At 68.3% G+C, this 23,747-nt stretch carries 30 protein-coding genes and 1 pseudogene; 17 read left to right on the top strand and 14 right to left on the bottom strand.

Translation table 11 applies throughout. The features are described 5' to 3' along the window. Positions 1-168: 168 nt before the first annotated feature. Positions 169-294, bottom strand: coding sequence for a hypothetical protein (locus ACWDX9_RS15155; protein WP_449953657.1), 126 nt, complete (start codon positions 292-294; stop codon positions 169-171). Positions 295-446: 152 nt separating this feature from the next. On the opposite strand from ACWDX9_RS15155, the gene pafA reads away from it, so the two are divergent. Next, the gene (pafA, locus tag ACWDX9_RS15160; RefSeq protein ID WP_449953659.1) at positions 447-1,805 is read left to right on the top strand and encodes a Pup--protein ligase; all 1,359 of its coding nucleotides are present in this window, start codon (positions 447-449) and stop codon (positions 1,803-1,805) included. A 207-nt stretch (positions 1,806-2,012) separates the two neighbouring features. Here the strand turns inward: pafA and ACWDX9_RS15165 are convergent, their stop codons facing one another. The 3 genes from ACWDX9_RS15165 to ACWDX9_RS15175 all read right to left on the bottom strand — a co-directional run bounded on the left by ACWDX9_RS15165 (position 2,013) and on the right by ACWDX9_RS15175 (position 4,704). Further along, positions 2,013-2,837, bottom strand: a complete 825-nt coding sequence (locus ACWDX9_RS15165; protein ID WP_449953662.1) for a hypothetical protein — start codon at positions 2,835-2,837, stop codon at positions 2,013-2,015. Further along, the gene (locus ACWDX9_RS15170) at positions 2,834-3,688 is read right to left on the bottom strand and encodes a hypothetical protein (protein ID WP_449953664.1); all 855 of its coding nucleotides are present in this window, start codon (positions 3,686-3,688) and stop codon (positions 2,834-2,836) included. The genes ACWDX9_RS15165 and ACWDX9_RS15170 overlap by 4 nt, the downstream gene beginning before the upstream one ends. Positions 3,689-3,948: 260 nt before the next feature. Continuing rightward, positions 3,949-4,704 carry a hypothetical protein gene (locus ACWDX9_RS15175; RefSeq protein WP_449953667.1) on the bottom strand — a complete coding sequence of 252 codons (756 nt, stop codon included), beginning with the start codon at positions 4,702-4,704 and terminating at the stop codon, positions 3,949-3,951. A 61-nt stretch (positions 4,705-4,765) separates the two neighbouring features. On the opposite strand from ACWDX9_RS15175, the gene ACWDX9_RS15180 reads away from it, so the two are divergent. From ACWDX9_RS15180 to ACWDX9_RS15190, 3 genes are all read left to right on the top strand, one after another. Beyond that, the gene (locus ACWDX9_RS15180; RefSeq protein ID WP_449953670.1) at positions 4,766-5,350 is read left to right on the top strand and encodes a phosphotransferase; all 585 of its coding nucleotides are present in this window, start codon (positions 4,766-4,768) and stop codon (positions 5,348-5,350) included. Further along, positions 5,347-6,264 carry an NADP-dependent oxidoreductase gene (locus ACWDX9_RS15185; protein WP_449953672.1) on the top strand — a complete coding sequence of 306 codons (918 nt, stop codon included), beginning with the start codon at positions 5,347-5,349 and terminating at the stop codon, positions 6,262-6,264. Before ACWDX9_RS15180 ends, ACWDX9_RS15185 begins: the two co-directional genes overlap by 4 nt. Positions 6,265-6,330: 66 nt before the next feature. Continuing rightward, positions 6,331-6,996: a MerR family transcriptional regulator gene (locus tag ACWDX9_RS15190; protein WP_449953675.1), complete on the top strand. Its 666-nt coding sequence runs from the start codon at positions 6,331-6,333 to the stop codon at positions 6,994-6,996. A 61-nt stretch (positions 6,997-7,057) separates the two neighbouring features. On the opposite strand, the gene ACWDX9_RS15195 is transcribed toward ACWDX9_RS15190, so the two are convergent. Next, positions 7,058-7,654, bottom strand: coding sequence for a TetR/AcrR family transcriptional regulator (locus ACWDX9_RS15195; protein ID WP_449953678.1), 597 nt, complete (start codon positions 7,652-7,654; stop codon positions 7,058-7,060). A 123-nt stretch (positions 7,655-7,777) separates the two neighbouring features. Here ACWDX9_RS15195 and ACWDX9_RS15200 point away from each other — a divergent pair, with 123 nt between their 5' ends. From ACWDX9_RS15200 to ACWDX9_RS15225, 6 genes are all read left to right on the top strand, one after another. Further along, positions 7,778-8,440: a CatB-related O-acetyltransferase gene (locus ACWDX9_RS15200; RefSeq protein ID WP_449953681.1), complete on the top strand. Its 663-nt coding sequence runs from the start codon at positions 7,778-7,780 to the stop codon at positions 8,438-8,440. A 7-nt stretch (positions 8,441-8,447) separates the two neighbouring features. Further along, positions 8,448-8,828 carry a DUF3224 domain-containing protein gene (locus tag ACWDX9_RS15205; protein ID WP_449953684.1) on the top strand — a complete coding sequence of 127 codons (381 nt, stop codon included), beginning with the start codon at positions 8,448-8,450 and terminating at the stop codon, positions 8,826-8,828. A gap of 85 nt (positions 8,829-8,913) precedes the next feature. Then, the gene (locus ACWDX9_RS15210; RefSeq protein WP_449953687.1) at positions 8,914-10,194 is read left to right on the top strand and encodes an erythromycin esterase family protein; all 1,281 of its coding nucleotides are present in this window, start codon (positions 8,914-8,916) and stop codon (positions 10,192-10,194) included. 112 nt (positions 10,195-10,306) lie between these two features. Next, on the top strand, positions 10,307-11,833 hold the full coding sequence (locus ACWDX9_RS15215) for an FAD-dependent monooxygenase (RefSeq protein WP_449953851.1): 1,527 nt from the start codon (positions 10,307-10,309) through the stop codon (positions 11,831-11,833). A gap of 260 nt (positions 11,834-12,093) precedes the next feature. Further along, positions 12,094-12,606 carry an AAA family ATPase gene (locus ACWDX9_RS15220; RefSeq protein WP_449953690.1) on the top strand — a complete coding sequence of 171 codons (513 nt, stop codon included), beginning with the start codon at positions 12,094-12,096 and terminating at the stop codon, positions 12,604-12,606. Positions 12,607-12,632: 26 nt separating this feature from the next. After that, positions 12,633-12,989 carry a hypothetical protein gene (locus ACWDX9_RS15225; RefSeq protein WP_449953693.1) on the top strand — a complete coding sequence of 119 codons (357 nt, stop codon included), beginning with the start codon at positions 12,633-12,635 and terminating at the stop codon, positions 12,987-12,989. Between the two features lie 606 nt (positions 12,990-13,595). Here ACWDX9_RS15225 and ACWDX9_RS15230 read toward each other — a convergent pair. From ACWDX9_RS15230 to ACWDX9_RS15240, 3 genes are all read right to left on the bottom strand, one after another. Further along, on the bottom strand, positions 13,596-13,802 hold the full coding sequence (locus ACWDX9_RS15230) for a hypothetical protein (RefSeq protein WP_363973284.1): 207 nt from the start codon (positions 13,800-13,802) through the stop codon (positions 13,596-13,598). 232 nt (positions 13,803-14,034) lie between these two features. Continuing rightward, on the bottom strand, positions 14,035-14,397 hold the full coding sequence (locus tag ACWDX9_RS15235) for a hypothetical protein (RefSeq protein WP_449953696.1): 363 nt from the start codon (positions 14,395-14,397) through the stop codon (positions 14,035-14,037). A 742-nt stretch (positions 14,398-15,139) separates the two neighbouring features. Further along, positions 15,140-15,898: a neutral zinc metallopeptidase gene (locus tag ACWDX9_RS15240; RefSeq protein ID WP_397177715.1), complete on the bottom strand. Its 759-nt coding sequence runs from the start codon at positions 15,896-15,898 to the stop codon at positions 15,140-15,142. 99 nt (positions 15,899-15,997) lie between these two features. On the opposite strand from ACWDX9_RS15240, the pseudogene ACWDX9_RS15245 reads away from it, so the two are divergent. Then, a pseudogene (locus tag ACWDX9_RS15245) lies at positions 15,998-16,264 on the top strand (Tn3 family transposase); the annotation flags it as partial. Between the two features lie 317 nt (positions 16,265-16,581). On the opposite strand, the gene ACWDX9_RS15250 reads toward ACWDX9_RS15245, so the two are convergent. The 4 genes from ACWDX9_RS15250 to ACWDX9_RS15265 form a co-directional block, all read right to left on the bottom strand. Further along, positions 16,582-17,136 (bottom strand): DinB family protein, encoded by a 555-nt coding sequence (locus ACWDX9_RS15250; protein ID WP_449953700.1) that lies wholly within the window; start codon positions 17,134-17,136, stop codon positions 16,582-16,584. A gap of 68 nt (positions 17,137-17,204) precedes the next feature. Next, a complete protein-coding gene (locus ACWDX9_RS15255; protein WP_366329341.1) occupies positions 17,205-17,330 on the bottom strand; it encodes a hypothetical protein in 126 nt (41 codons plus the stop codon). A 21-nt stretch (positions 17,331-17,351) separates the two neighbouring features. Continuing rightward, on the bottom strand, positions 17,352-18,191 hold the full coding sequence (locus tag ACWDX9_RS15260) for a tyrosine-type recombinase/integrase (protein WP_449953705.1): 840 nt from the start codon (positions 18,189-18,191) through the stop codon (positions 17,352-17,354). A gap of 677 nt (positions 18,192-18,868) precedes the next feature. Continuing rightward, complete coding sequence (locus ACWDX9_RS15265) at positions 18,869-19,090, bottom strand: hypothetical protein (protein WP_449953707.1); 222 nt, start codon at positions 19,088-19,090, stop codon at positions 18,869-18,871. Between the two features lie 536 nt (positions 19,091-19,626). On the opposite strand from ACWDX9_RS15265, the gene ACWDX9_RS15270 reads away from it, so the two are divergent. Genes ACWDX9_RS15270 through ACWDX9_RS15280 form a run of 3 tightly spaced genes read left to right on the top strand, consistent with a single transcriptional unit; the run spans position 19,627 to position 20,710 of the window. Next, complete coding sequence (locus tag ACWDX9_RS15270) at positions 19,627-19,806, top strand: hypothetical protein (RefSeq protein WP_449953710.1); 180 nt, start codon at positions 19,627-19,629, stop codon at positions 19,804-19,806. Then, positions 19,803-19,964, top strand: coding sequence for a hypothetical protein (locus ACWDX9_RS15275; protein WP_449953713.1), 162 nt, complete (start codon positions 19,803-19,805; stop codon positions 19,962-19,964). Before ACWDX9_RS15270 ends, ACWDX9_RS15275 begins: the two co-directional genes overlap by 4 nt. Continuing rightward, on the top strand, positions 19,958-20,710 hold the full coding sequence (locus ACWDX9_RS15280) for a DUF6895 family protein (RefSeq protein ID WP_449953716.1): 753 nt from the start codon (positions 19,958-19,960) through the stop codon (positions 20,708-20,710). Before ACWDX9_RS15275 ends, ACWDX9_RS15280 begins: the two co-directional genes overlap by 7 nt. Here the strand turns inward: ACWDX9_RS15280 and ACWDX9_RS15285 are convergent. Continuing rightward, a complete protein-coding gene (locus tag ACWDX9_RS15285; protein WP_449953719.1) occupies positions 20,615-21,577 on the bottom strand; it encodes a tyrosine-type recombinase/integrase in 963 nt (320 codons plus the stop codon). The two genes, ACWDX9_RS15280 and ACWDX9_RS15285, sit on opposite strands and share 96 nt — an antisense overlap. A gap of 250 nt (positions 21,578-21,827) precedes the next feature. Here ACWDX9_RS15285 and ACWDX9_RS15290 point away from each other — a divergent pair, with 250 nt between their 5' ends. The 3 genes from ACWDX9_RS15290 (at position 21,828) to ACWDX9_RS15300 (ending at position 23,236) form a co-directional block, all read left to right on the top strand. Next, positions 21,828-22,574 carry a dienelactone hydrolase family protein gene (locus ACWDX9_RS15290; RefSeq protein WP_449953722.1) on the top strand — a complete coding sequence of 249 codons (747 nt, stop codon included), beginning with the start codon at positions 21,828-21,830 and terminating at the stop codon, positions 22,572-22,574. 17 nt (positions 22,575-22,591) lie between these two features. Further along, a complete protein-coding gene (locus ACWDX9_RS15295) occupies positions 22,592-22,744 on the top strand; it encodes a hypothetical protein (RefSeq protein WP_449953725.1) in 153 nt (50 codons plus the stop codon). A gap of 102 nt (positions 22,745-22,846) precedes the next feature. Next, a complete protein-coding gene (locus tag ACWDX9_RS15300) occupies positions 22,847-23,236 on the top strand; it encodes a MarR family winged helix-turn-helix transcriptional regulator (RefSeq protein WP_449953728.1) in 390 nt (129 codons plus the stop codon). On the opposite strand, the gene ACWDX9_RS15305 is transcribed toward ACWDX9_RS15300, so the two are convergent. After that, a complete protein-coding gene (locus ACWDX9_RS15305; RefSeq protein ID WP_449953731.1) occupies positions 23,233-23,613 on the bottom strand; it encodes a hypothetical protein in 381 nt (126 codons plus the stop codon). The two genes, ACWDX9_RS15300 and ACWDX9_RS15305, sit on opposite strands and share 4 nt — an antisense overlap. Positions 23,614-23,747: the final 134 nt, after the last annotated feature.

The raw sequence follows: 23,747 nt of genomic DNA on the forward strand, positions 1-23,747 counted from the left end.
GCCGCGGTGGCGGACGCGGCGGGCGCGGTGAGCAGCGAGCCCAGGACGGTGAGCAGGGCCAGCGCCGCCAGCGTTCTGGTACGGACTGGCGCCCGGCGTAAGGATCTGAACAGTCGAGACACGTTGACAAAGATACACAATTTTGGAGCACGCGCTCTGTTATTTTGCTCAGCCGGGGCCGGGGCGGGACAGCGACGTGGCCAGGAGCTCGGCCAGGTGGCGGGCCTGGCGGCCGGTGCGGGGGCGGCGGTCTGGGTGCGGCAGGAGAAGCCGTCCGCGAGGATCGTCCGGCAAGGGCCGCGGTGTGCTCCAGCCAGACTCCGTTGCAAGCCAGCCGCGTGGCGCATGTGTCGTCGGCTTTCCGGGTACCCACACATCAATCCCCGGCGGGGTCCGACGAAAGACGATCTCCCCCGTCGCGCGGGCGGGGAGAATAGTGTGAGGTAATGGATCGACGCATCTTCGGTCTGGAGAACGAGTACGGCGTCACGTGCACCTTTCGGGGTCAGCGCAGGCTGTCTCCGGACGAGGTGGCGCGCTACCTGTTCCGGCGGGTCGTGTCCTGGGGCCGGTCGAGCAACGTGTTCCTGCCCAACGGCGCCCGGCTGTATCTGGACGTGGGCAGCCATCCCGAGTACGCCACCCCCGAGTGCGACAACGTCGTGGAGCTGGTCACCCATGACAAGGCCGGTGAGCGGATCCTGGAGGGGCTGCTCGTCGACGCTGAGAAGCGGCTCCGCGAGGAGGGCATCGCCGGCGACATCTACCTGTTCAAGAACAACACCGACTCGGCCGGCAACTCTTACGGCTGCCATGAGAACTACTGCGTGGGCCGGCATGGGGAGTTCGGGCGGCTGGCCGATGTGCTGATCCCGTTCCTGGTCACCCGGCAGATCATCTGCGGCGCGGGGAAGGTGCTGCAGACCCCGCGGGGGGCGGTCTACTGCGTGTCGCAGCGCGCCGAGCACATCTGGGAGGGGGTGTCGTCGGCGACGACCCGGTCCCGGCCGATCATCAACACCCGTGACGAACCGCACGGCGACGCCGAGCGGTTCCGCCGCCTGCACGTCATCGTCGGCGACTCGAACATGAGCGAGACCACGATGTTGCTCAAGGTCGGCGCGACCGACCTGGTGCTGCGCATGGTGGAGGCCGGGATCGTGATGCGCGACATGAGCCTGGAGAACCCGATTCGGGCGATCCGCGAGGTCTCGCACGACATGACCGGGCGGCGGCGGGTCCGGCTGGCCAACGGGCGTGAGGCGTCGTCGCTGGAGATCCAGCAGGAGTACCTGGGCAAGGCCAAGGACTTCGTGGACCAGCGGGGCGGCGACGTGATCGCGCGGAGGGTGCTGGAGCTGTGGGAGCGCACGCTGCGGGCGGTGGAGACCGGCGACCTGGACTCGGTGTCCCGGGAGATCGACTGGGTCATCAAGTACCAGCTCATCGAGCGGTACCGGAAGAAGTACGACCTGCCGCTGTCCTCGCCCCGGGTGGCCCAGCTCGACCTTGCCTACCACGACGTGCACCGTAAGCGCGGGCTGTTCTACCTGCTGCAGCGGCGCGGCGCGGTGGAGCGGGTGGCCTCCGACATCAAGATCTTCGAGGCCAAGTCGGTGCCGCCGCAGACCACCCGGGCGCGGCTGCGTGGCGAGTTCATCCGCAAGGCGCAGGAGAAGCGGCGCGACTTCACCGTCGACTGGGTGCACCTGAAGCTCAACGACCAGGCGCAGCGCACCGTGCTGTGCAAGGACCCGTTCCGTAGCGTCGACGAGAGGGTGGACAAACTCATCGCCAGCATGTGATCGGGTGGTGGCCAGACCGGAGGCCAGGGCCTTCTCGATCGTACGGAAGCCCACACCGTACTTGCGCCGCAAGGCCCCCGCATCACCGCCGAGGACGACCCCGCCCGCCGCCGACGCACCCGCTGACCAGGCGAGCCCGCAGCGCCGACATCGGTTCCGCCATCGATGCAGGACGACATGGAGCGGCTGGGATCGAGCGACGGGCCGTCAGGTCCGGGCCGTCCGCTCCGCGTTGACCGCCCGGACGGCCTCGTGGACGTGCTGCCTGCTCCCCGGGTCGAGCACGGCCTGGGCGAGAAGGGCGTCGGTGGCGTCGCGCCGCGTCTCATCGGCGGGAATGTCCAAATACGCCAGCACCACCTCCTGATCGTCGAGATAAGGCAGCAAGGGCCAGGCGTACGGGGTCGCACTCGTACCTTCTGCCGCGCCCAGGACGGCCTCGTCCGCGACTCCCCGCAGCGCCATCGAGGCCTTGAGACAGCAGCGTTTCGCCTGGTCGATGATCTGCGCCAGGCGGTTGAGCGCGGGCACCGTGGCGCGCCCGGCGTTGTTCTGCTGGGCGTGCGCGGAGAGGTCGAAGTTCGCGCGCAGGTCCTCGCATTCGAGTTGCAGGTCCTCCAGGGTCTTGATGATGGAGTCCAGCCGCCGGCTGACGTCGGCGTGCCGCTTGGTCCTGGCGTCGGTCTGCGGTGGTGACGTGGCGAGGTCCTGGCAGGCGTCGTACGCCTGGCTCAGCGCGGTGACGGCCTGCGGTATCGCCGCGCTCACCTTTCTGACGGGCGCGGAGGCGCCGTCGGCCGGGAAGCCGTTCAGGGTGCCCAGGCATTCACCGGCGTCACGCAGATGGGCCAGCGCCCAGGCCAGCGGTTCGGCGCCGGCCTGCTCGGGCAGCGGGTCACGCCGGGCGCCGCGGCGATAGACGGCGTCCAGGCCGCCGTGCCCGGCGGCGGTCACCCAGCCCCTGGACAGGTCGATCTTGCTACGCAGCCTCCCGCGTACGGCCTCGGCGATGGCCACCGGGTCACCGGTCACTGCTGCTCCTTCGTTTCCGCTTCTTCTGCGTGCTTGTTCATCCGGTCCTCGAACAGCGGGTCGTCCCGATTCCTGTTCCAGATGGGCAGGTCGACCATAATGTCGTGCAGTTCGTCGAAGGTTTGCTGGTCGATGGGCAGGTCGTTCGCCGCCGCGAGGTCGGCGACCAGCACGGGAAGCTGGACCTCGCCCAGCTCGGTCGGTGCGACGACGTCGGCCGCTATCTCGAAGAGCTTGCGAGCACCGTCGTAGAGCCCAGGGACGACCTCGGTGTCCTCAGACTCATCGGATCTCTCATCGTGGGCCGTCACGAGTTGCCGGTCCAGGCCGCGCCCGTACATTTCTTTCAAGGTCCACAGAAGCTGCCGAGGAGGCACCCGGGGGCCGAGCCTGGCCACGTGGATGAGCCAATATTTCACGGCGGAGTACAGGGCCTTTTCCCGTTCCGTCCGGTCGTCGAAGATCGCCTCGAACAGATCAACGGCCTTCCCGGGGGCGGCAGGTGCGATCTGAATCGACGCCAGGGAGGGCGGCGGGATCCGTAAGCTCCTGCCGGGGCCCGCGGAGGCGGGGTTGAACACGAAGTCGGCCACCTTGACCAGAAAAGAGCTGTTCGTCGCGGCCAGCTCGAAGAGGTCATTCATATCGAGAAAAGGCAGGAGATGTGACTCGGACACATCCCTGAACGACATCAGTCCCGCCAGGGTGCTCGGCGGCGGTGCGTTCACAGGCAGTGCGTCCCGCTTGGTCTTGACCAGGGCACGGATGGGCTCGCTCTGCTCGCCTGCCGCCTTTTTGGTCCTCTTGGGGGACCGGCTCCCGCTTCCCCGTTTCGGGCTGTCTCTCTTCATGCGGACCAATGTCGTAGGGCGTCCCGGTGGTGCCTACTAGCCGGCCCGCCAGTTTCGCGGACCGGGCGCGGCCGATTCCGGACACGTCGCCGGACGGGGACGGTCAGCGCTCGGACGGACCCGGATGGGCGCCGGAGCTGGGGTCCAGTATCGATGGCGGAACCGATGTCGGCGCCGGGGGCTGGCCTGGTCAGCGGGCGCATCGGTGGGACCGGGCCGGGCCCGGCGGGGATGCGGCTGCTCTGACCTCATCGAGCACTTCACAGGCTCTGGGCCCAGCGGCGAAGCTCGTTGGCGGCCTCGTCGGGGGTAAGGGAGCCGCGTTCCAGGTGAACCTCCTGAAGATGCCGGATCGCGGCCCCCACCAGCGGGGACGACGGGATGCCGAGCACCTCCATCACCGCCCTGCCGTCGAGTACGACGGGGACATCGTCACGCCTGACATACCTGTCACGTTCGGCGGCGGCGCGGGCATCGGCCTCCTCCTTCGCCCGGCGCGCCGCCTCCCAGGCGTCGTAGTCGGCGGCGTCCAGGGCACGCACGCCCGCCCGGCGCCACCCCTCCATGTCGCGCTCCTGCCCGAAGCCGACCGCGTCGAAGAGGTCCAGCGCAGCCGTCCCGACCGCTCCGAGGCGCGCGAGCATGGCGTTGATCGGCCAGTCCTCGCACGGTCCCGCAGCCGCAGGGATCCAGGCGTGCTCGGGACCCCAGGTCTGACGGCCGTTCTCCCACAGGGCAGCGGTCTGGCTGCCGTCACCACCCCAGAAGTCCGCCTCCACGTAAGCGACTCGACCGCCGCGTGACCAGTCCTCCAGCCTCTCGGCGAACGCCGGGGACATGAGCGTGAACGGCCCGGCCTCCCGCCGTGCGTCGGTCAGCTCGTTGAAAACCTCGTCGGTAACCGGCAGCAGCCCCAAGCGTTGCCGAAGCGGCACCACCACAGCCCGCGGCACATCGTCCGACAGGAACCGGAGATGGTCGAAGTCACCGACAACACCGCGCAGCACGTACGACATGCCCGCACCCTAGATCGGGCAGCGGCACAGAATCAGCACATTTCCTAGGTCGGACGTCGCGGTGTCGACCATCTTCAACCATGGCGACCTGCATCCGGTCAACGTCCTCACCGCTGACGGCACGATCTGCGGCGTGATCGATTTCGGCGACCTCTTCGCGCGCGATCCGGCCGGCGACCTCGCCGCAGCTTGGAGCCTGCTGCCGGACGGCACCGCCGATCTCTTCCATTCCGCTTACCGGCCGGCCCTGGACGCCGCGGCCCTGCGCCGTGCTCGCGGATGGGCGGTGCGACGCGCCCTTGGCGGCATCCTCATCGGCGAAGCCGGCGTCCGCGGTCGGCCAGGCGGCAAGGCCACGTGGGGCCCACCCGCCCACGCGGCACTGCGACGCCTGGCGCCACGCCCAGCCGCTCCGCGGCCCGGGCCACGGCCGCCGGCCAGCGCCCGCGCGACCTGGAACGCCTGCCCTCTCGTCCCTGCCCGAGTCGTGTCGGTGCTGGGGCCGAGCACGCGCAGCCTCCCTAAGCGGGGTCAACCGCATCATCGGAGCGTCGGTCCTAGGAAGACCGCTCCGTTCCTCGGCCATCGAGGGCGATGGCAGTGTGAAGGCCCGTCCGAACGAGGAAGAGCGGTGATCAGGCGATGAAGGCGGTGCGGTTCCACGAGTACGGCGGGATCGATGTCCTGCGGGTGGAGGAGGTGGAGCGTCCGGTGCCCGGCCCCGGGCAGGTGCTGGTCGAGGTCCGTGCGGCCGGGATCCAGCCCGGCGAGGTGATGATCCGGCAGGGCGCGCGGCACGAGCGCTGGCCGGCGACGTTCCCCTCCGGGCAGGGCAGTGATCTGGCCGGCATCGTGGTGGAGGTCGGTCCGGAGGTGCGCGGCGTCGCGGTGGGCGACGAGGTCCTCGGCTTCACTCACAAGAGGGCGAGCCACGCGGAGTTCGTCGTGGTGGACGATGTGCAGCTGACCCCGCGTCCGAAGGGGCTGTCCTGGGAGGTGGCAGGGTCGTTGTACGTGGCCGGCACGACGGCGTACGCCACCGTGTTCGCGGTCGACCCCGGACCGGGCGACACGGTCGTCGTGTCCGGTGCGGCGGGCGGCGTCGGGTCCCTTGCGGTGCAGCTCGCGCGGCGGTGCGGCGCCACGGTCATCGGGCTGGCGAGCGAGCCGAACCACGCTTGGCTGAAGGATCGCGGTGTCGTTCCGGTCGCGTACGGGGAGGGTGTGGCCGAGCGGATCCGGGGAGCCTGCGGCGGGAAGGTCGACGCGTTCATCGACACGTTCGGCGACGGCTACGTGGAGCTGGCAGTGGAGTTGGGCGTGCGGCCCGAGCGGATCAACACGATCCGCGACTGGCAGGCCGCGGCCAAGGTCGGTGCGCGTACAGACGGAGAAGGCGCCGCGGCGTGCGCGGTCGTGGTCGGCGAGCTGGCCCGGCTCGCCGCGCGCGGGGAGCTCGAGGTGCCGATCGCCCGCGCCTACCCACTGGAGCAGGTACGGGACGCGTTCCGCGAGCTGGAACAGCGGCACACTCACGGCAAGATCGTGCTCCGTCCCTAGCGGGGGAAGGCGAGCCGAGACGCGGGCGTCACGATCGGCCAGGCGGCGGCATTCGCCGGCGTCACGGTGAAAACCATCCGGCACCACCACAAGCACGGCCTGATCGACGAACCCCGCCGCGACAGCTCCGGCTACCGCCGCTACGGATCGGCCGACCTGCTGCGGCTGGTCCAGATCCGGACGCTGGCCGCCGCCGGAGTGCCGCTGGCCGAGATCGGGGCGATACTCGACGCCGACCCTGACCGGTTCGCCGCCGCGCTCGTCGACGTCGGACGGCGCCTCACCGACCGGATCGACGATCTGATCGCGCGGCGCGACACGCTGCGCCGGCTCGCCACCGGCGACCGGGCCCTGCTGCCCGACCGCGTTCTCGCGAAGCTGGACAGGGTGGCCGCCGAGCTGGGCTTCACCCCGGACGACGTGACGATGGCCCGGGAGGGCCTGGTGCTGATCAGGGCCCTGGTGCCGGAGGGCTTCGACGACTATGTCACCAAGGTCGAGCGCGCCCTCGACGACCCTCGGTACGTCTCCTTGGTCAAGCGCCTGTGGTGTGCCGCCGAGTGGGAGCCGGACGACCCCCGGATCGACGAACTCGCCACCGCCACGGCCGACCACTTCCTCGCTGCTGCCGATCCCGGCCGGGCTCCGGGCCCGCGCCGACGGCGCGATTCGCTACAGCCTGCTCAGCCACCACGGACAGGAGCAGAAGCCGGCCTGGGCTCGGCTGGATGAGCTGTTCGAGGCAAGGATGCGCTCGGCCGGCGTCGACCTCCCGTAGCGGGCTCCCCGGCGCTCATGAAACCGACGAGCCTGGCGAGGGCCCCATCCCGGTGAAGAGAGCGTCGAGGATCCGGTCGACGTACTCATGGGTCAGTTGTTCCTGAGTGATCAGGAGCTGGAAGTACAGCGGGCCGGACAGGATCGCCATCGCCAGGTCGAGGTCGAAGCCGCGCGACAGCTGGCCCTGGTCGCGGGCCGCCTTCAACCGGGCGACGGTCTTGTCCGCCTGCGGGGTGATGAAGCGCTCGTTGAGTGCGGCGGCGACCTCGGGATTGTGCTGGGCCTCGCCGATCAGGGCCTTGTACAAGGGGCCGAAGGGTGGCGTGGCCAGCAGGTCGACGGCCGCGCCGATCTGCGCGCGCAGGTCGGCGACGATGTCGCCGGTGTCGGGATAGTCGAGGCCAGGCTCGTTCAGCGACAACAGCGAGTCGAGCAGCAGGGCGCCCTTGGACGACCATCGGCGGTAGATGGTCTGCTTGCTCGCGCCCGCACGGGCGGCGACCGCTTCAATGCTCAGTTTGGCGTAGCCGATCTCCTGGCCGAGCTCCAGCGTGGTCCGCATGATGGCCTCGGTCCGGTCGGCGCCGCGGCGATGGGGCGTGTCGGTCATGCCGACACCTTATCGGTACGGAACGTGCCGTACTTGACACCAGAAGCCTTCATGGACATCATCCTATCGGAACGGTGCGTACCGTACCGATAAGAGCCGCTTTCGGAAAGAAGACGATTTTTGATGCCCATTCCTGCCGACCCGACCGTGGTGCATCCCATGCCCGAGCAGCCGCGGGTGGTGCTGCTGAGGCCTCTTGTCACCTCGCCGCTGATCGAGGTCGGAGAGTTCTCCTACTACGACGACCCGGACGATCCGACCGCCTTCGAGACCCGCAACGTGCTGTACCACTACGGGCCGGAAAAGCTGGTCATCGGGAAGTTCTGCGCGCTGGGGGAGGGGGTGCGATTCATCATGAACGGCGCCAACCACCGCATGGACGGGCCCTCGACGTTCCCTTTCCCGATCATGGGCGGCTCCTGGGCCGAGCACTTCGACCTCATCACCGGCCTGCCCGTACGGGGTGACACCGTGGTCGGCCACGACGTCTGGCTCGGCTACCGGACCACGGTGATGCCCGGCGTCCGCATCGGCCACGGAGCGATCATCGCCTCCGGTTCCGTCGTCGTCGACGACGTCCCTGACTACGGCATCGTCGGCGGAAACCCCGCCAAACTCATCCGCCGCCGCTACAGCGACGCCGACATCGACCGTCTCCTCGCTCTGGCCTGGTGGGACTGGCCGCTCCAGCACGTCAGCGAGCACATCCGCACGATCATGTCCGGCGGCATCGACGACCTGCAGAACGCGGCGCCCGCTCCGGCACCGGCCAGCCATCATGACTGACCCGCAGGTGGAGCGCACCGTCAAGGCGGAGTTCGAGATCGTTGAGTTCGACGAGAGGGTGTATGGCGAGCACGCCGAGGGGCCCAAGCTGACCCGGGTCACGATCCGGAAGCGCTACCAGGGCGTGATCGAAGGAACGGGTGTCGCCGAGGTGCTGACGGCCCAAGGCGGCGCCGGCGGTGGCTACGTCGCCTCGGAGCGCATCGAAGGCACGCTCGACGGCCGCCAGGGCACCTTTGTCATCCAGCACTGGGGGCTGGCCGATGGAGCCGAACAGAGCAGCGAAGGGAGCATCGTCCCGTACTCCGGGACGGGAGAGCTCGCCGGGATCGCCGGGCGGGCGATGGAGCGCGAGTTCCAGGTGCTCACGCTGGTCTACACGTTGTGAGATCACTCGAGCCGGACCTTGGCTCGCGGTTGCGACATCTGACCTCCGTTTCACAGTTCCAGCACTTCGGAATCGAGCTATCGGCATGCCTGCTTCGTCCCATCCCAACCCGTTCGCCGGCTGGCTTCGCGGCCAGGCCGTCCCGCTCACCCACCTCGACCCTGAGGCGCCGCTCGACGATCTGGAGCCGGTACGCGACATCATCGGCAACCCCCGCGTCGTCGCGATCGGTGAGAACTCCCACTTCATCAACGAGTTCTCACTCATGCGCCGGCGCATCCTGCGGTTCCTGGTCGAACACTGCGGCTTCACCGTCCTGGCCTTCGAGTACGGCTTCAGCGAAGGCTTCCCCCTTGACGCCTGGGCCCAGGGGCAGGGGACGGATGATGATCTGGCGGCCCATCTCGCCGAGGCGATCCCCGTGGGAGTCGACGAGCCGCTGCGCTGGATGCGCCGGCACAACGCCACAGCCGGGGTGCCGGTGCGTTTCGCCGGGATCGACATCCCGGCGGCCGGTGGATCCCTGCTTCCCGCGCTGGCCCCGGTCGCCGACTACCTCCGCGAGATCGATCCGGAAACCCTCCCGGCGGTCCAGGCGGCGATGCGGATCGCCGAGTCGTTCGCCGGTGCCTCCGCGGCCTCGGCCGCGCCGGCCTGGACGCGCCTGGCCACCGCCGAGCAGGACGCTCTCAGCGCTGTCCTGATGCGCCTGCTCATCCGGTTCCGCGCCGTCGAAGCGCTGTACGTCTCCCGCGGCGATCAGCACAGCTATGACATCGCCCTGCGTCGCGTCGAGGCCGCCTGCCACGCCGACTACGGCTTCCGTGCCATGGCCGGCCTGTACGCCGGAAACGGGCTGACGGCCGACACCTCGGCCCGCGACGTCTACATGGCCGGGTCGGTCCTGTGGCACCTGGAGCGCCTCGAACCTGGAACCCGCATCGTGCTGGCGGCTCACAACGCCCACATCCAGAAGGTGCCGATCTCCTTCAACGGTCACCTCACCGGGCTCCCGATGGGACAGCACCTGCAGCGCGTTCTCGGCGACGAGTACTTCGCCCTCGGCCTGACGAGCACCACCGGGCACACAGCCGATATGCGCCCCGACGAGAACGCGCGCTTCGGTTTCGCCATCGACGACACGGCGTTGGAGGCGCCCGAGCCGGGAAGCGTCGAAGCCGCCTTCGCGGATGCCGGCCTGGGGCTCAGCATCGCCGACCTCCGCCGGGCACGCCGAGAGGCCGTTGCCCCGGGTCCCGATCGCATCCGGATACAAAGCGCCTACTTACACACCCCCGTCCTCGACGCGTTCGACGGCATCCTCAGCACCCCGACCTCCACCGTCGCCGACGACGTCGAAAGCTGAATCGTCCAGAACGTCCAGGAGATCGTCAGCCGAGGCCAGAACCTGCGGAAACAGGGAGTAACGAGATGCGTGTGTTACTGACAACGACGAATTGTGAGGGAGTCACCCGGTGATGAACACCGATGTGATCATTGTGGGCGCCGGTCCGACCGGCCTGATGCTGGCCGCCGAGCTGCGCTTGGCCGGGGTACGTCCGCTGGTGCTGGAGCGGCATCCGCAGCGCCGGGACACCCCGAAGGCCGGTGGCCTCGGCGGGCAGATCCTGGAGCTGCTGCGTTACCGGGGCCTGCTGGAACGATTCGAAGCGGCCTGCACCGGCCCTGTTCCGGCTCCTCGCTTCCCCTTCGGCGGTGTGCACCTGGACTTCACCCAGCTGGCAGATCCCCCGCTGCACGCCCTGCCGCTCCCGCAACAGCTGCTTGAGCGGCTGCTCGACGAACGCGCCGGCGAGCTCGGCGTCGACGTCCGCCGCGGGCACGAGGTGGCCGGGGTGAGCCAGGACGAGGCCGCGGTGAGCGTGGACGTGCACGGCCCGGACGGGCCGTACCGGGTGATCGCCCGCTACCTGGTGGGGTGTGACGGCGCGCGCAGCCGGGTCCGCGACTGGGCCGGCATCGGCTTTCCCGGCACCATCTATCCGGAGGTCAACCGGCTGGCCCAGGTCACCTTGCCCGAGAAGGTGACCGTGCTCGGCAACGGCGATCTCGACGTGCCCGGCTACGGCGCTGTCCGCGCGGGTTTCACCCGGACCGACCATGGCCTGTTCGGCGTCGGCTCCTCGCCCGGGTCCCAGAGCGTCTCGCTCTACACCATCGAGGACGAGAGCACCGAGTACGACGACGACGTCCCGATGACGGTCGCCGAACTGCAGGACAGCGTCCGTCGCGTGCTCGGCGTGGAGCTGCCCGTGGGGGAGGCGCACCGGCTGTCGCGCTTCACCTTCAAGGCCCGGCAGGCCGAGCGCTACCGTGAGGGGCGGATCCTGCTGGCCGGCGATGCGGCGCACCTGTTCCCCGCCACCGGGGTGGCGCTCAATGCCGGCATGCTGGATGCGGTCAACCTGGCCTGGAAACTGGCCGCCGACCTCCACGGCTGGGCGCCGACCGGCCTGCTGGACACCTACCACAGCGAACGCCACCTCGCCGGCGCCCGTACCATGCTGCACACCCGAGCCCAGGTGGCACTACGGCGCGGGCACGACGTGGCCGCCGAAGCACTGCGGGAGGTCTTCCAGGAACTCCTCGCCGACGAGCAGCCGCTGCGCCGCATGGGAGCGCTGGTCGCCGGCACCGACATCCGCTACCCGATGCCCGGCTCCGACCACCATCCCCTCGCCGGCGGCTTCGCCCCCGACCTCACCCTGCACACCGGCGAGGGCAAGACCAGCGTCGCCGAACTCCTGCACCCCGCCCGGCCGATCCTCCTCGACCTCGCGGACCGCTCGGACCTGCGCGAAACGGCCCAGGACTGGCGGCATCGCGTCGACATCCACACCGCCAAGACCGACGCTCGGCCGGCCGACGCCCTGCTGATCCGCCCGGACGCCCACATCGCCTGGGCGGCGACCATCGACGAACCCACCGGCACCGCCGCGCCCGCGCTGCGCGAAGCACTCTCCGGCTGGTTCGGCACACCCTGATCATGCCCTGCGAGATGGATAGAGGGTGACTCATCGGCGTCGCAGGGCCTGCGTCCTGGCCCTGCGACGCCGGGAGCGAAGCGCACGTCAGCTGGGTGGGAGCCGGTCAGTCCATTCGGCGTCTGTCCGGCGCCAGGGGAGGGGGTACCTCGGAATACGGCTGGGACGGATCGACAGCATGCTCCAGCAGTTCGCAGAGCGCCGTACCGGTCACTTCATGTCAACGGTGAGTAACGATGCACGGCCCGTATGATCAACCGGTGGATGAAGGGATCTTGGTTCTGCTCGCCGGCGCTCCGGGGTCGGGGAAGAGCACGCTGCTGCCACACCTGCTGAAGGCCGCCGACGGGCTGGTCGTCATGGACATGGACGAGCTTCTCGAGGACGGCAGGCTCATCGGCGTACCGATCGCGACGATGGACGCCGCACCCGTCTGGCCCGTCTACGACCGCATGTGGACCCGCATCGTCACCGTGGTCCGGCGAGCCGGCCATCCCGTCCTCCTGCTGTGCCCCGTCCCCGACGCCGACGAGCTCGCACCGGGCGGGCGATGGACCGGCGACGTCCACTGCGCCCTCCTGGACTGCAGCGACACCGAACGACTGCGGCGGCTGCGAGCACGCGGTGACAGGCCGGACGAGGTCGAAGACGCCATGGCGGACGCCGCCCGGGCACGCACCCTCATCCCCACCGTGTTCCACACCGACGATGCCGACGTCACCGAGTTGGCCATCCGGATCGCCGACTACGCCAACAAGCTGCGCCGCCAGTAGCCGCCCTCCGACGCCCGGACCGACAGATGAACAAGCCTGACCTGGCCCATCTTGGCCAGGCTCTCAGGGCACTGCGCGCCGACGGGCTCGCCCTGGCCGTCGCCTCCCGGCTGGGGGACCGGGCGGTCGCGGCGTCCGCCATGCTCGACGAGGTATGTAGGTCGTTGATCCGTAAAACCGGACTGACCGCTCTGACGGCGTGTCTGTCGATCGTCGCGGCGCTCGCCGACGTCGGCCGTACTGAGTTTCTCGTTGTACGCGACAGCGTCGAGACAAGCTGCGGTCCACAGGTCGCCCTCTGGAACAGGTCGGCGTTGTCCAGGGCCGGGTGGGGGACGGCCTGGGTGCCACCGCGTTCACCGTCGGTCAGCATCGGCGGCTAGAACACCGCAGTGCCTTCGGACGTGTGGTCGCGACCGGTCGGCCAGGGCCGCAGGCCGGGTTAGTGTTTCGCGCTCGGGCGGAGTCGGTCGGCGATGGAGGCGACCAGCTCGTAGGACCGGCGGCGATCCGCGTGGTGGTAGGCCTGCCGGTAAGGATCGCGCCACACGGCCCAAACGAACGGCGTCGCCGCGGGTCACCGTACGCGACGGTGTCACTCGTAGAGGGCCGGTTTCGGTCCGGGCGTTCGGGGATGAGTCAGGCGCCCTGCGGCACGATAACGCTGGATCGAGCGTTTCTGCAGGTCGCGTTGCTCGCTAAGTGCTTTTATGTCAACCGGCTGCCCCTTCCAGCCGTACTTGGGCTGTGGGCCTACCCGGCATGGGATGAGGTCGTGGGGCCCGTCCATGCGGCGAGAGGTCTGTGGTCTGCGAGCCCCGACCCGGCCGTAGCCGTCCGGGGGCTCCGCGCGCCTGCCAGCCATCAATTCAAGGGGCTTGGCGTCGCGCGCCGGCGAAGCCAAGCCGCTGTCGACACCGATGGATGACCCGTGAGCGTCGGCCATGCCGGTGTCGCTGGGGGACGAGCCTCTTTTAACGTGGTGTAGATCAGTCGCGAGGCTGCCGCTTGGCCAAGCCCCGTACCCCAATGACGGCGACAACCAGGGCGACGATGACCACCACCGGGCCGATGACCGCCCACGCGGTGACGCCGCTCATCACGCTGCCGCCCAGAACGCCCAGCCCTTGCAGCGTCCACACCGCTCCCAGCAGGGCGAACAGCACACCGCCGACGAGCAGGATCCATGCTTTCACTGCTGATCTCGCCTCTTTTCGGGAAGGGGTCACCGCTCAGTGTGCGCACCCTGTAGGCGAAGAGGCAAGCCCGCCATCGACTCACAGGCGGCTATGTTCGGCCACAGGCGCAAGCGTGTCCGGCCACGGCCAGACACGCTCCGCGCAGGCGGCGGTGCCGTCGACGCGCCCGCCCCCGTTCCATCAGCGGATCGGCCATGGAAGGCGTTCGAACTCTCCCCTGCCTTTGACTTCAGCGCGGTCGAGCTTCGTCGAGGTCGGAACGCCAACGACGCTGGACGCGGTCGTACCGGACGGGCCCGAGCTCGAACTGGGTGAGATCGAGCGTGACGAGTTGCTGATAACCCTCTTCAGGAAGGTCGGTGTCCAGAACGATCTGCAGCCCAGTGGCTGGGTCCTGAAGCACGACTGGGCGGCCGGGGACGGAGTCAGGCACGGAGCCGCGGCCACCAAGGACCGCACGCACGGCCTTCTGGAGTCCTCGGTAGCCGTCATCGGCGATCTTGGTACCCAGACCGCTCAGGAACGCCTGCAGCGGCAGAGCGGCCAGGATCAGCCACTCCAGCTGCTCAGGGCCTCGACGCGGGGGCAACATCCTGACCGGGGTGGATAGGTTGAGTCACTCGATCAGCGCCGGCGGCGTGTCCCATCGAACCCTCGGGGAGTGCCAATCGCTAGATGGGGACCACGGGCAATCGTTATCTTGGGTTGTTGGCCTCTTCTCGCAGGTCAGAGCGAGATGATCTTTTCTGTCACGTGTGGCATGTTGGCTGATCTTCACAGCATGTTGCCTCGGACGTGTGTCTAGGTGCTTTCGAAAACACCTTCGGTGGGATGGCCCAAGGGGCCGGCGTCGACCCGAGTGACGGTCCGTGCATCGCCTCCGATTGTGGAGCATGCAGTTGCCAGCACTGCGGCCGCCGATAGTGCAGCCAGGGCTTTCGTCCCTGCCACGGCCATCTTGGCACCTCTCATCGCCGCCCATACCGGACACTGCTGCCGTGCCCATTCGAACACGTTGCGTAACCAGACGGAAGGCGTGGCCGCTGCAGGTGGAGGCGGTCGCGCTGTCAGGCGCTGGGATTCACGGCAGCAGCACTGCGCAGAGGCCCAGCATCGGCCACTTCAGCACGAAGGTCATGACCAGCGCGGCCACAGAGGCTTCCTGGATCACCATTTTGAGTGACGGGGAACATACTGATCGCTCTCGGAGCCCTGGTTCAGTCGGATGCAGGCGCCACCGGGGGGAGATCGTCTTTAGGCCTTGAGCATCTACGGGCTCACGCCGGTAAGAGGCTGATCACGGCCGCGCGGCGCGTCCTCCCCCTGGGCGCGCGCTATTTCACCCTGGCGGCCGGAGCCGTGAAGGTGTTGCAGACGGACGGCGACTCGGACTCGAACCCCCGCCTGATCCAGTAGACACGATTGGACGCTTTGCCGAAGCCGGCGAAATTGCCGTCGATAACGTGCCGATCGATGTAGTAGTCCTGGCCGTGCTCGCGCGTGTGGCCGAGCGAATCCCAGACACTGCCGGTGAACGCCCCGGAGAAGCAGAGCGTCTGCAGCGTGTATCTGGACTGAAGGGCCAGCGCGTCCCGCTTGGACAGCTTCTTCATGGTCTTGGCCACGGCGTTCATGATGCCCGCGACGTTCTGGACATGGATGGCATAGCCCGCGCTGAGGGCCTCCAGCAGTTGTGGCTTGTCGATCTCGCCCTTAAGCCCGTAGTCGCTGACCATCATGTGGACGGTCTTGGTGTTCGTGCAGTAGACGCTGTCAGTGGCGTCGGGCGCGTAGATGCCGCAGGAGGTCTTGACCCGCTCGCCGTACGACAACACCACCTTGGGTTTGGTGTACCGCAGACCTGCCTTCGTCAGCAGCGGCCCCCACGCCTTGTCCAGACAGAGGGAGACCTCTTCGACATAGCGCCGGAACACCTCGACGTCGGCGCTGTCCGCATACGGCTCCTCGCAGGTCTTGAGCGCGAACTTGCCCGCCTTGTACAGCGGGTTCTTGGTCAGCACGGCCGGGGCCGACGCGGCGCTGGCCGTCCCGCTGAACGCGGCGCTGGCGAGCACGCCGACGAGTAATGGCACGATCAAGGACCTCGGACGCATGGCACCGGACTTTACATGGGTGTCAGCCCACATAAGCCCAAAACCCACATTGGGATGATCTTGAAGGGTTGAACGGCGAGGTTGATGAAGCTCAACTCGTTGCTGGCCAACTGCGTGATCTTCCACACGGCGCTGGACATGACCGATGTGCTGCGCCAGCTGCTGGCCGAGGGCTGGCAGCCCGAGCAGGGCAAGGAGATCACCGCCGCGCAGCCGTCGCCCTATCTGACCGCGCACATCAGCCGGTTCGGGCTGTATGCCACCGACGTACTGCGCCTGCGCCCCGACGACTTCGACCCCGACCTACCCGCGATCGACTTCACCGCCTTGGCCGAGGCGGCGTAGACGGCAAGCAGGCCAGAGGCAAGCGCTGGGGATCGTGGTGAGGCGTTTCGGGCGGCAGGGGCAAGGCTGAACATAGGCACGGCGCTCCCGCCGATCTTGGCGCCGGCTGGTATGCCGCTTTTCCACGGTGCGGCCGTTCCTGTCGCTGCTGACCCAGGTCGTCGACTTGGGCGCGAGCCCGAAAGGGCACCGGTGCTGAGGCCCTCAAGGCGCTGCCGGAGCTGATGGGCCAGAAGAAGGTCACAGGGAGATAGCCGCCGACCCCGGCCGTTGTCTGGCGGCACACGGCCGCCGGACAAGGTCGCCCACCGCCGAAATCAGACGGCTTCGCGCAGGTACAGGTCGCGCAGCAGGCCGATCTCGCCGCCGTGATGTGTGACCTCTTTCAGAGCGTGCAGCGCGAGCTTCAGATAGGTCTCATCGGCCCAACCGCCGGGGCCCATGCCTATCGGCGCCAACAGGCGCTTGTCGCCGAGGGCTGCGATCCGGGAGATGAAGTGCTCCCAGTCCTCGGCGAGCGCCTGGATGCCTTCTTTGGCGGTGCCCGGCCACACATCGCGGTCGCCGTAGTCGGGAACGTCGTCGAAGAGGTAGATCACGTAGCCTCGCAGGCAGAGGTTGCCGATGTGCCAGATGCGCCAGGCGATCGTCGTGACGGGGTCCGGCGCCTCCGGACTCGATTCCGGAAAGAGCATGGCGACGCGGAAGAGGCCGTCGTCGCCGGGGCGGATGCCGATGCAGTCGCCGACCGGCTCCCAGTGGTACTCGGCGTCGGTCAGGCCCTCCAGGCGCCCGAACAGCTGGTAGCGCACGTTTTCGAAGGTCGCGAGAATGTCCCGCGTGACGGGGTCGGGCACGATCATGTCAGCCATGTCAACTCCAGGGCTCGGTGGTTTCGGGTCGGTCGGGATGATCAGGGTCGACGGGTTGGCCGACTCGGTCACGTGCCGCCGCCTCGGCGTGTGTCGCCGGGTGCGAGCAGGCTGGTGAGTTCGGCGATGGTGTCCGGCGACGGCTTGAAGTAGCGGCGGACGTTCTCTGCCTTCTTGTGCCGCGACTTGGCCATCAACATCAGCAGGCTCGCCCCCTACTCCCCGAGGTGGGTCAGACCGGAGTGCCGGAACTCGTGCAGATCCCAGCCTGTGCCCGCCCCGTGCAGCGCGGTGTGCTCGTCCAGCAGGGCGCGGGCCTGGCCGTACGACAGCCGGGCCAGCCCGGAATCCGGGCACACGTCCCGCGACGAGACCACCTTGCCCGGCCCAGGGCGGCGGTGAGTGACGAACACCGGGCCGCGGGTGCGGTTCTTCAGCAGCCGCGGCAGCAGCCGGGCGGTGCTGGCGTCCCAGTACACCGGCTCGAGCACGAAATCCTCGCGGGCCTGGCCGCGGCGGCGGGCCTTGGACTGCGCGCCTTTGGCCTTCACCAGCGCGCGGCGGCCAGCGAAGTCCAGGTCCTCGATATTCAGCGGCAGGATCTCCTCCGCCCGCGCCACGGTCTCGTACAGCATCCGGTAGAAGCACTTCTCCCGCAGGTGCACCTCGCGGCGGGCGATCAGCCGGTCGATCGCCATCTTCGAGCGCGCCGGCGTCTCGGAGTCCGGCGGGGTCAAGCGCTTGGCCCAGGCCGGCACCTCCGGGCCGTCGAAGCCACGCTCGGCACACCAGGCGAGCCAGGACAGCACCGCCGCCCGGCGGGCGTTCCAGGTGTTCACCGCCGTCGAGCCCCACAGCGCTTCGAGGGCCTCGCCGATCTCGTCGTCCGCGACCTGCCCGAGCGGCCGGCCCTCGCCGACCCGTTCGGCGGTCTTGCCGACCCCGATCGCGTAGTTCCGCACCGTGTTCGGGTTGCCGAGCGCGTCGAGGAAGGCGTCGGCGGCGCCGCGGACGGTGAGCGCCTTCCCGGCGGGCAGCTGCGCGACGGTGGCCACCGCTTCCCCCTGCCACAGATAACAGGGCCGCTTCGCGTAGCGGCCCTGAACCGTCGCCGCAGGTCGCGATCAACGATGCCCCAGATAATAGGGCATTATCCGTGGCAGCATTCGACCTCAACCAGCGTGAACGCTTGCCGATCTCCGCTTCAAGATCATCCCAATGTGGGTTTTGGGCTTATGTGGGCTGCCCCCCATGATCTCCCAGAGTTCACGCGAACTGAAGGTTCATCAGGTTGAACCGAGAGGTCTTCACGCATCATGGATGGTTTCAGCCCTTGGGTTCGGCTGAATGCGCGGAGTCTTGTTCCTCTGCGCGCGTGGTGAGCATACCCGGGCACCAGGTCGAGAGCGGCAGCCGGCACGACAACCGGTCGATCTTCTCTGGGTGCAGCTCTTCTGCAGTTCCCGAGACCTATGGGTGGGACAGGAGTTGGAACGGCGCCATCACGCCGGACACCCGTTACGGGGTGGCGCGGCCCCCTTTCTGGTGCTACTGGGCGACATCGCCCGAGTAGGCGATGCCCCGACCAGGGATTTCAGTCAAATTTCAGCATGGTTTCATCCGGATAGGCGACCGTTGCTCTATGTGTCAGCGAAGTCCGGGATTCAATCTGGGTCGCACTTCTTCGATCTGCGTCAGAATCCAGTTTCTGACTTCGTTTCATGCTCGACAGTCAAAATTCACGAAGGGAAATCATCATGCGACGGAAGGCCATCGTGTTCCTCAGCGCGGCTGTACTGGGAATGGTCGGATTAGTCGGGACCGGATCGCCCGCGATCGCCGAAACTTCCGCAGTGATCACGCCAGCAGAGAACGCGTCAGGATCCAGGGTGTCGGACCCGGTGGAAACCATGGAGTCTCGGTCGTTCAGCTGCGAATGGGAGGACGGGAACATCAATTTCTCCTGGGAAAGGGGGACTCTCAACACTCGGGTCTACGTCAACAATCACTGTAGTGACGTCAGATACTTCACTGTAATCATCACCGACCTGGAGGGAGGCAAGAACGTATGCTGGCGCGTACCCGTAGGAAAAAGTAGTAAGGAGTTCAGTCACGGGCTCTCTGGTCGTGTCTCGTCAATTGTGAGGCATTGCTGACGGACATTGTTATTCCTCTCCATTTCAGCGATTCGCAGCGTGACTTGGAGGGGTTCCGTAACTCGCGCCTTCTCGGCTAAGGAGATGCGTTCCGCCCTGACTGCCGCCCGGTAGGGGGGCGGGGCGCTTCCGTCGTTTCGGCCCTGATAGTCCGATGCAGCGGGGCGGCACCGGGATCACGGCATCCGGGGTTGAGGAACCGGCGGACAGCCGTTATCGAGGAGAACGATCTTGCTAGGGCCTCAATGGACAGGAGCGGGATGCGGGTGGATAACTGCTCACCATCGCCGCACAGCGCGCCGTCGACCTCGCGCGGCGCTTCACCCGTGCCCTGATGCGACGTGATTGGCGACAGGCCGCCGGTGCCGCATGGCTGGCCCTGGCCAAGGCGGCACCGCCCACGCTCCGGCTGAAGACCGGCATCGATCATCTGGCCCAGCTCGCCGCCCACGACGCCGTGGCCGCGCGGCATCTCCAAGCCGCGCGTGCGTTTTTGAACCGGGAGAGCACATGAACAGCGCGGTGTTCGACCACATCGCCGAGCAGGCGTTGCGCTGGCTGCATCGCCATCTCGGCCGCATGCGGCTGAGCGAGCACCGCGGTGAGGTGCTGTATGCGCTGCTGAAGGCCGAGCCGCACCTCGCGAGGCCGCTGATCTTCTACGCTTGCTGAAAGAAACCGGCGCCAGTCATGCCGGCGTTGAGCACCTGGCCGGGCATCTGGTGAGCACGCGCCACTGGGCCGCTCTCGACGAATCCCCCCGCAGACGTCTGGGCCGCCTGACCACCCAGCGAACTCTCGGGCTGCCCGTGCATGACGACATCGAGGAGATCATCGCCAAGACCTGGCTCGGGCATGCTCCCGAGCCCTGGCTCCTCGACCATGACAACGCCTATGCCCTCACCCACACCGTGTTCTATCTGACCGACTGGGGTCGATCACCCGCCCGTCTGCCCGCTGCCCTGGCCGATTACCTCAGCGGTTGGCTCCCGGCCTGGTGTCAGGTGTGGTGCGAGGAAGAAGACTGGGACCTGCTAGGCGAACTGCTGGCCGTGGACGCCTGCCTGCCCCAGCCCGCCCTCGACGAACGGCTGTGGCACCACCTGGCCCAGGCCCAGCTGCCCGACGGATCCATCCCCGGCCTGCGGCCGCACCCACCCAGCATCACCCCTGACAGCACCCCCCTGACAGCGACCCCGGTCACGACGACGCCTACCAGGGCCCCCACTCGGGTCCGCGTCACCAGCCGCAAAGTTGTGAGCTCCGGCGATAAATGGCCGGGGAAACCCAGAGCAATCTGGCCGAGGACGGTTCCGGATCGGTCAGCTGACTCTTCGAACGAGGGTCAGTGGGTGCGGCGGCGGGGTGCCAGGACCTCGGTGACCTTGGCGATGGCTTCGGCGCCGGGTTTGACGTAGCGCATGGCCGTGCGGGGGTTCTTGTGGCGGGTCTTGCCATGATGAGCTGGAGGGTACTTCGGCGTCGCCGAGGTGGGTGGCGGCGCTGTGGCGCAGCTGGTGCAGGTCGAGGCTGGCGTGTTTGTCGAGCAGGACGCGGGCGCGGTCGTAGCCGAGGCGGGCGCGGCCGGTGTGCGGGCAGATGTCGGCGGCGGCCGGGCGGCGGGCCGGAACGGGGCGGCGTTCGGACAGGAACAGCGGACCGTGCGTGCGCGTGCTGCCGTCGGGGAGCCGGAGCAGGCGGGGCAGCAGGTGGGCGGTGCCGCTGTCCCAGTACACCCATTCGGTGGTGCCGCCCTTGGACCGGACGGGAGCGCGCCGGTGCTCCAGGTCGAGGTCTTCGACGTTGAGCGCGAGGATCTCGGCGGCTCTGGCCGCTGTTTCGTAGAGCATTCGCCACAGCGCCCGCTTCCGCAGCGGGATGTCGCGGCGCGACAGCAGCCGGTGGATGGTGGTCTTGGCCACCGCCCGGGTCTCGTCGGCGCTCTCTTTGCGGCGTTCGGCGTCGGCCGGGACCGACGGGGCGGCCCAGTGCTTCTTGGTCTGGCACCAGAGCAGCCAGGAGGTGATGGCGGCGCGGTTGCGGTTCCAGGTTGCCAGCGCGCTCGCCCCCCACAGCTCGGCGAGTGCGGCGCCGATCTCGGCGTCGGCGACGTCGGCGAGTGGCCGGTCGCGGCCGAGCAGGGCGATGACGCGGTCGATGACCGAGGCGTAGGCGCGGTGGGTGTTGGGGTTGGCGGTGCGCGGGATCGCGAGGAAGGCGTCGACGGCCGCGGCGAGGGTGACGTGCCCGCCGCGCAGGGCGGCGACCTTCGGCGCGGTACTCATGCTGGCCGCCCGGCGGCACTCGTCACACCGGCCCGGATGATGTACCGGATAACGTGCCGGAATCGCGCACCGCCCCGGCGGAGGGTTCTCCTGGTCACCGCGCCGCCATGATCGCTCATGTACGGGATAAAAGATCATTATCACGTACATGATGTGGGCCAATGACCCTCGGATGTCCTTCCTATCAGCCGGTTAACGACGGGCAGATAATCGACTCGCGCGTCAGCGGGAATGCCGGTCTAATACCGCCATGCACATCACCTCGGAAACGTGCACCGACGGCATCCGCGAGCAACTCTTCACCATTGGAGACATCCCCGGGGCGCTCTGGACGCCCGCCGAGGGCACCGGTCCCCACCCACTGGTCCTGATCGGGCATGGCGGCGGCCAGCACAAGAAGGGATGGGAGGTCGTCTCTCGGGCCTTCCCCTACGTCACCTCCTGCGGCTTCGCGGTCGCCGCGATCGACGCCCCAGGTACCGGCGACAGGCCGGAACACCCGGAAATCCGGCGGCTGGTGGCGCTCATCCAGGAACGAGAGGCCGCGGGCGAGCCCTTCCGGTCCTGCCCGGAGTGGCCCGCCCTCAACGAAACCGTGGCGGCGCAGCTCATCCCCGACTGGCAGACCACCCTCGACGCGCTCCAGAAACTGGATTCCGTCGGCGACAGCCAGCCCGTCGGGTACTACGGTCTGTCCCAGGGCGGTGAGATGGGCATCCGCCTCGTCGCGACCGAACCTCGGATCACAGCCGCGGTCTTGGGCCTCGTGGGAAGCGACTGGCTCATCGACATCGCGGCGCGGATCACGATCCCGGTCGAGTTCGTACTGCAGTGGGACGATGAAGATAATCCGCGGGACTCGGTCATGAAGCTGTTCGACGCACTCGGCTCCGCCGAGAAAACCCTGCACGCCAACCCCGGAGGCCACTTCCGAATCCCGTCTTTCGAAATCGACAGCTCGATCCTATTCTTCGCTCGGCACCTGAGTAGCTCCTGACCACCGGTGCCCAATACATGCCCGGCGTCGGACACCGCATGTGGAACGGCCTCGACGACAACAACGAGCGCGCCGCCGCCATCACAGCGTTCCTCCAGAGCGAGCCGTCGCCCCTTCCCTATTACCCAACCCGCACCGGCATCTCCGCCTTCCTCCGCGACCACAGGTAAGGCTTGCAGCGGGCCGATGTCATCCCACCGAAGGTCCGCTCACGCCGCAGTGAGGTCGAGCCGGGTGTCCATATCCAGCCGGAACCGGCCGTAGGGGTTTACATGGGCCACCGCGTACAGCTCCTTTGCCCTCCGCCGGGGCGCCCCAATGGGGGTCACGGAAGGCCGGAGGGGTTCGCGCTCGGCTACCTGGTGCAGAACCCCGGGGCGATCCAGCGCGACATCGCACGGCGGACCCGTACGAGCGCGGCGGCCGTCTCCAGCCTGCTCCAGGGCCTGGAACGCCGCGGTCTCGTCGAACGCCGCATGGAGCACGGTGACGACCGCAGCAAGCGGGTGTACGCGACACCGGCCGGCAACGAGCTGATCGCCGGGCTGGACAGCGCGATGACCGCCGTCGAGCAGGACATCCTCGGCCCGCTGGACCAGGCCGAGCGGGCGACCCTGCGCACCTTGCTCCAGAAGATCACCGCGGAGCTGCCGCACCCCTAAGGCTTGTCCCAGCCGGAGACGAACCAGCGCACTTCGCCCGTCTCGGGGTCGTACTCCCGCCGTTTGGTCGTGCCGATGTTGCCGCCGTACACGTGGATCCCGATGGTGGGCTCGCTGCCGACGGCGGCGACGGCGTGCACGTCGTCATCGGTGGTGCAGCAGACGGTCACCTGCCCCGGCGTCCACCGGGCGTCGCCGGCGGGCGTCAGCGGCCCGCTCGGGGTGGACTCGGTCGGCTTGAGGTAGCGGGTCTCGTGCTCGACCCCGGCGTAGATGCCGACGACACCCCACGTCTCGTGTGAGTGCACGTTGGTCCGCTGGCCCACGTCCCAGACCACGGACGCCATCGACCAGCTGTCGTCGGGGGCGATGTACATCGGGTACGTCAGGTGACGCGCGGCCGAGGCCCGCGTCAGCTCCGGCGGCAGCCGGTAACCCCTCGGCCAGGAGCGCCGACATCAGTTCGCCGACCCGCGCCGTGATCTCGTGCTCGTCGCCGGTGCTGGCCACC

This window comes from Nonomuraea sp. NPDC003201, from assembly GCF_053590415.1.

Excerpts from the sequence above, each read along its gene's own strand:
- ACWDX9_RS15200 (WP_449953681.1), top strand. The coding sequence starts at position 7,778 with ATGCCCATTCCTGCCGACCCGACCGTGGTGCATCCCATGCCCGAGCAG.
- ACWDX9_RS15250 (WP_449953700.1), bottom strand. The coding sequence starts at position 17,136 with ATGGCTGACATGATCGTGCCCGACCCCGTCACGCGGGACATTCTCGCG.
- ACWDX9_RS15185 (WP_449953672.1), top strand. The coding sequence starts at position 5,347 with ATGAAGGCGGTGCGGTTCCACGAGTACGGCGGGATCGATGTCCTGCGG.
- pafA (WP_449953659.1), top strand. The coding sequence starts at position 447 with ATGGATCGACGCATCTTCGGTCTGGAGAACGAGTACGGCGTCACGTGC.
- ACWDX9_RS15225 (WP_449953693.1), top strand. The coding sequence starts at position 12,633 with ATGAACAAGCCTGACCTGGCCCATCTTGGCCAGGCTCTCAGGGCACTG.
- ACWDX9_RS15255 (WP_366329341.1), bottom strand. The coding sequence starts at position 17,330 with ATGGCCAAGTCGCGGCACAAGAAGGCAGAGAACGTCCGCCGCTACTTC.
- ACWDX9_RS15265 (WP_449953707.1), bottom strand. The coding sequence starts at position 19,090 with ATGTTCCCGTCCTCCCATTCGCAGCTGAACGACCGAGACTCCATGGTT.
- ACWDX9_RS15210 (WP_449953687.1), top strand. The coding sequence starts at position 8,914 with ATGCCTGCTTCGTCCCATCCCAACCCGTTCGCCGGCTGGCTTCGCGGC.
- ACWDX9_RS15270 (WP_449953710.1), top strand. The coding sequence starts at position 19,627 with ATGCGACGTGATTGGCGACAGGCCGCCGGTGCCGCATGGCTGGCCCTG.
- ACWDX9_RS15195 (WP_449953678.1), bottom strand. The coding sequence starts at position 7,654 with ATGACCGACACGCCCCATCGCCGCGGCGCCGACCGGACCGAGGCCATC.
- ACWDX9_RS15290 (WP_449953722.1), top strand. The coding sequence starts at position 21,828 with ATGCACATCACCTCGGAAACGTGCACCGACGGCATCCGCGAGCAACTC.
- ACWDX9_RS15235 (WP_449953696.1), bottom strand. The coding sequence starts at position 14,397 with ATGTTGCCCCCGCGTCGAGGCCCTGAGCAGCTGGAGTGGCTGATCCTG.
- ACWDX9_RS15215 (WP_449953851.1), top strand. The coding sequence starts at position 10,307 with ATGAACACCGATGTGATCATTGTGGGCGCCGGTCCGACCGGCCTGATG.
- ACWDX9_RS15170 (WP_449953664.1), bottom strand. The coding sequence starts at position 3,688 with ATGAAGAGAGACAGCCCGAAACGGGGAAGCGGGAGCCGGTCCCCCAAG.
- ACWDX9_RS15285 (WP_449953719.1), bottom strand. The coding sequence starts at position 21,577 with ATGAGTACCGCGCCGAAGGTCGCCGCCCTGCGCGGCGGGCACGTCACC.
- ACWDX9_RS15305 (WP_449953731.1), bottom strand. The coding sequence starts at position 23,613 with ATGTACATCGCCCCCGACGACAGCTGGTCGATGGCGTCCGTGGTCTGG.
- ACWDX9_RS15300 (WP_449953728.1), top strand. The coding sequence starts at position 22,847 with ATGGGCCACCGCGTACAGCTCCTTTGCCCTCCGCCGGGGCGCCCCAAT.
- ACWDX9_RS15275 (WP_449953713.1), top strand. The coding sequence starts at position 19,803 with ATGAACAGCGCGGTGTTCGACCACATCGCCGAGCAGGCGTTGCGCTGG.
- ACWDX9_RS15295 (WP_449953725.1), top strand. The coding sequence starts at position 22,592 with ATGCCCGGCGTCGGACACCGCATGTGGAACGGCCTCGACGACAACAAC.
- ACWDX9_RS15175 (WP_449953667.1), bottom strand. The coding sequence starts at position 4,704 with ATGTCGTACGTGCTGCGCGGTGTTGTCGGTGACTTCGACCATCTCCGG.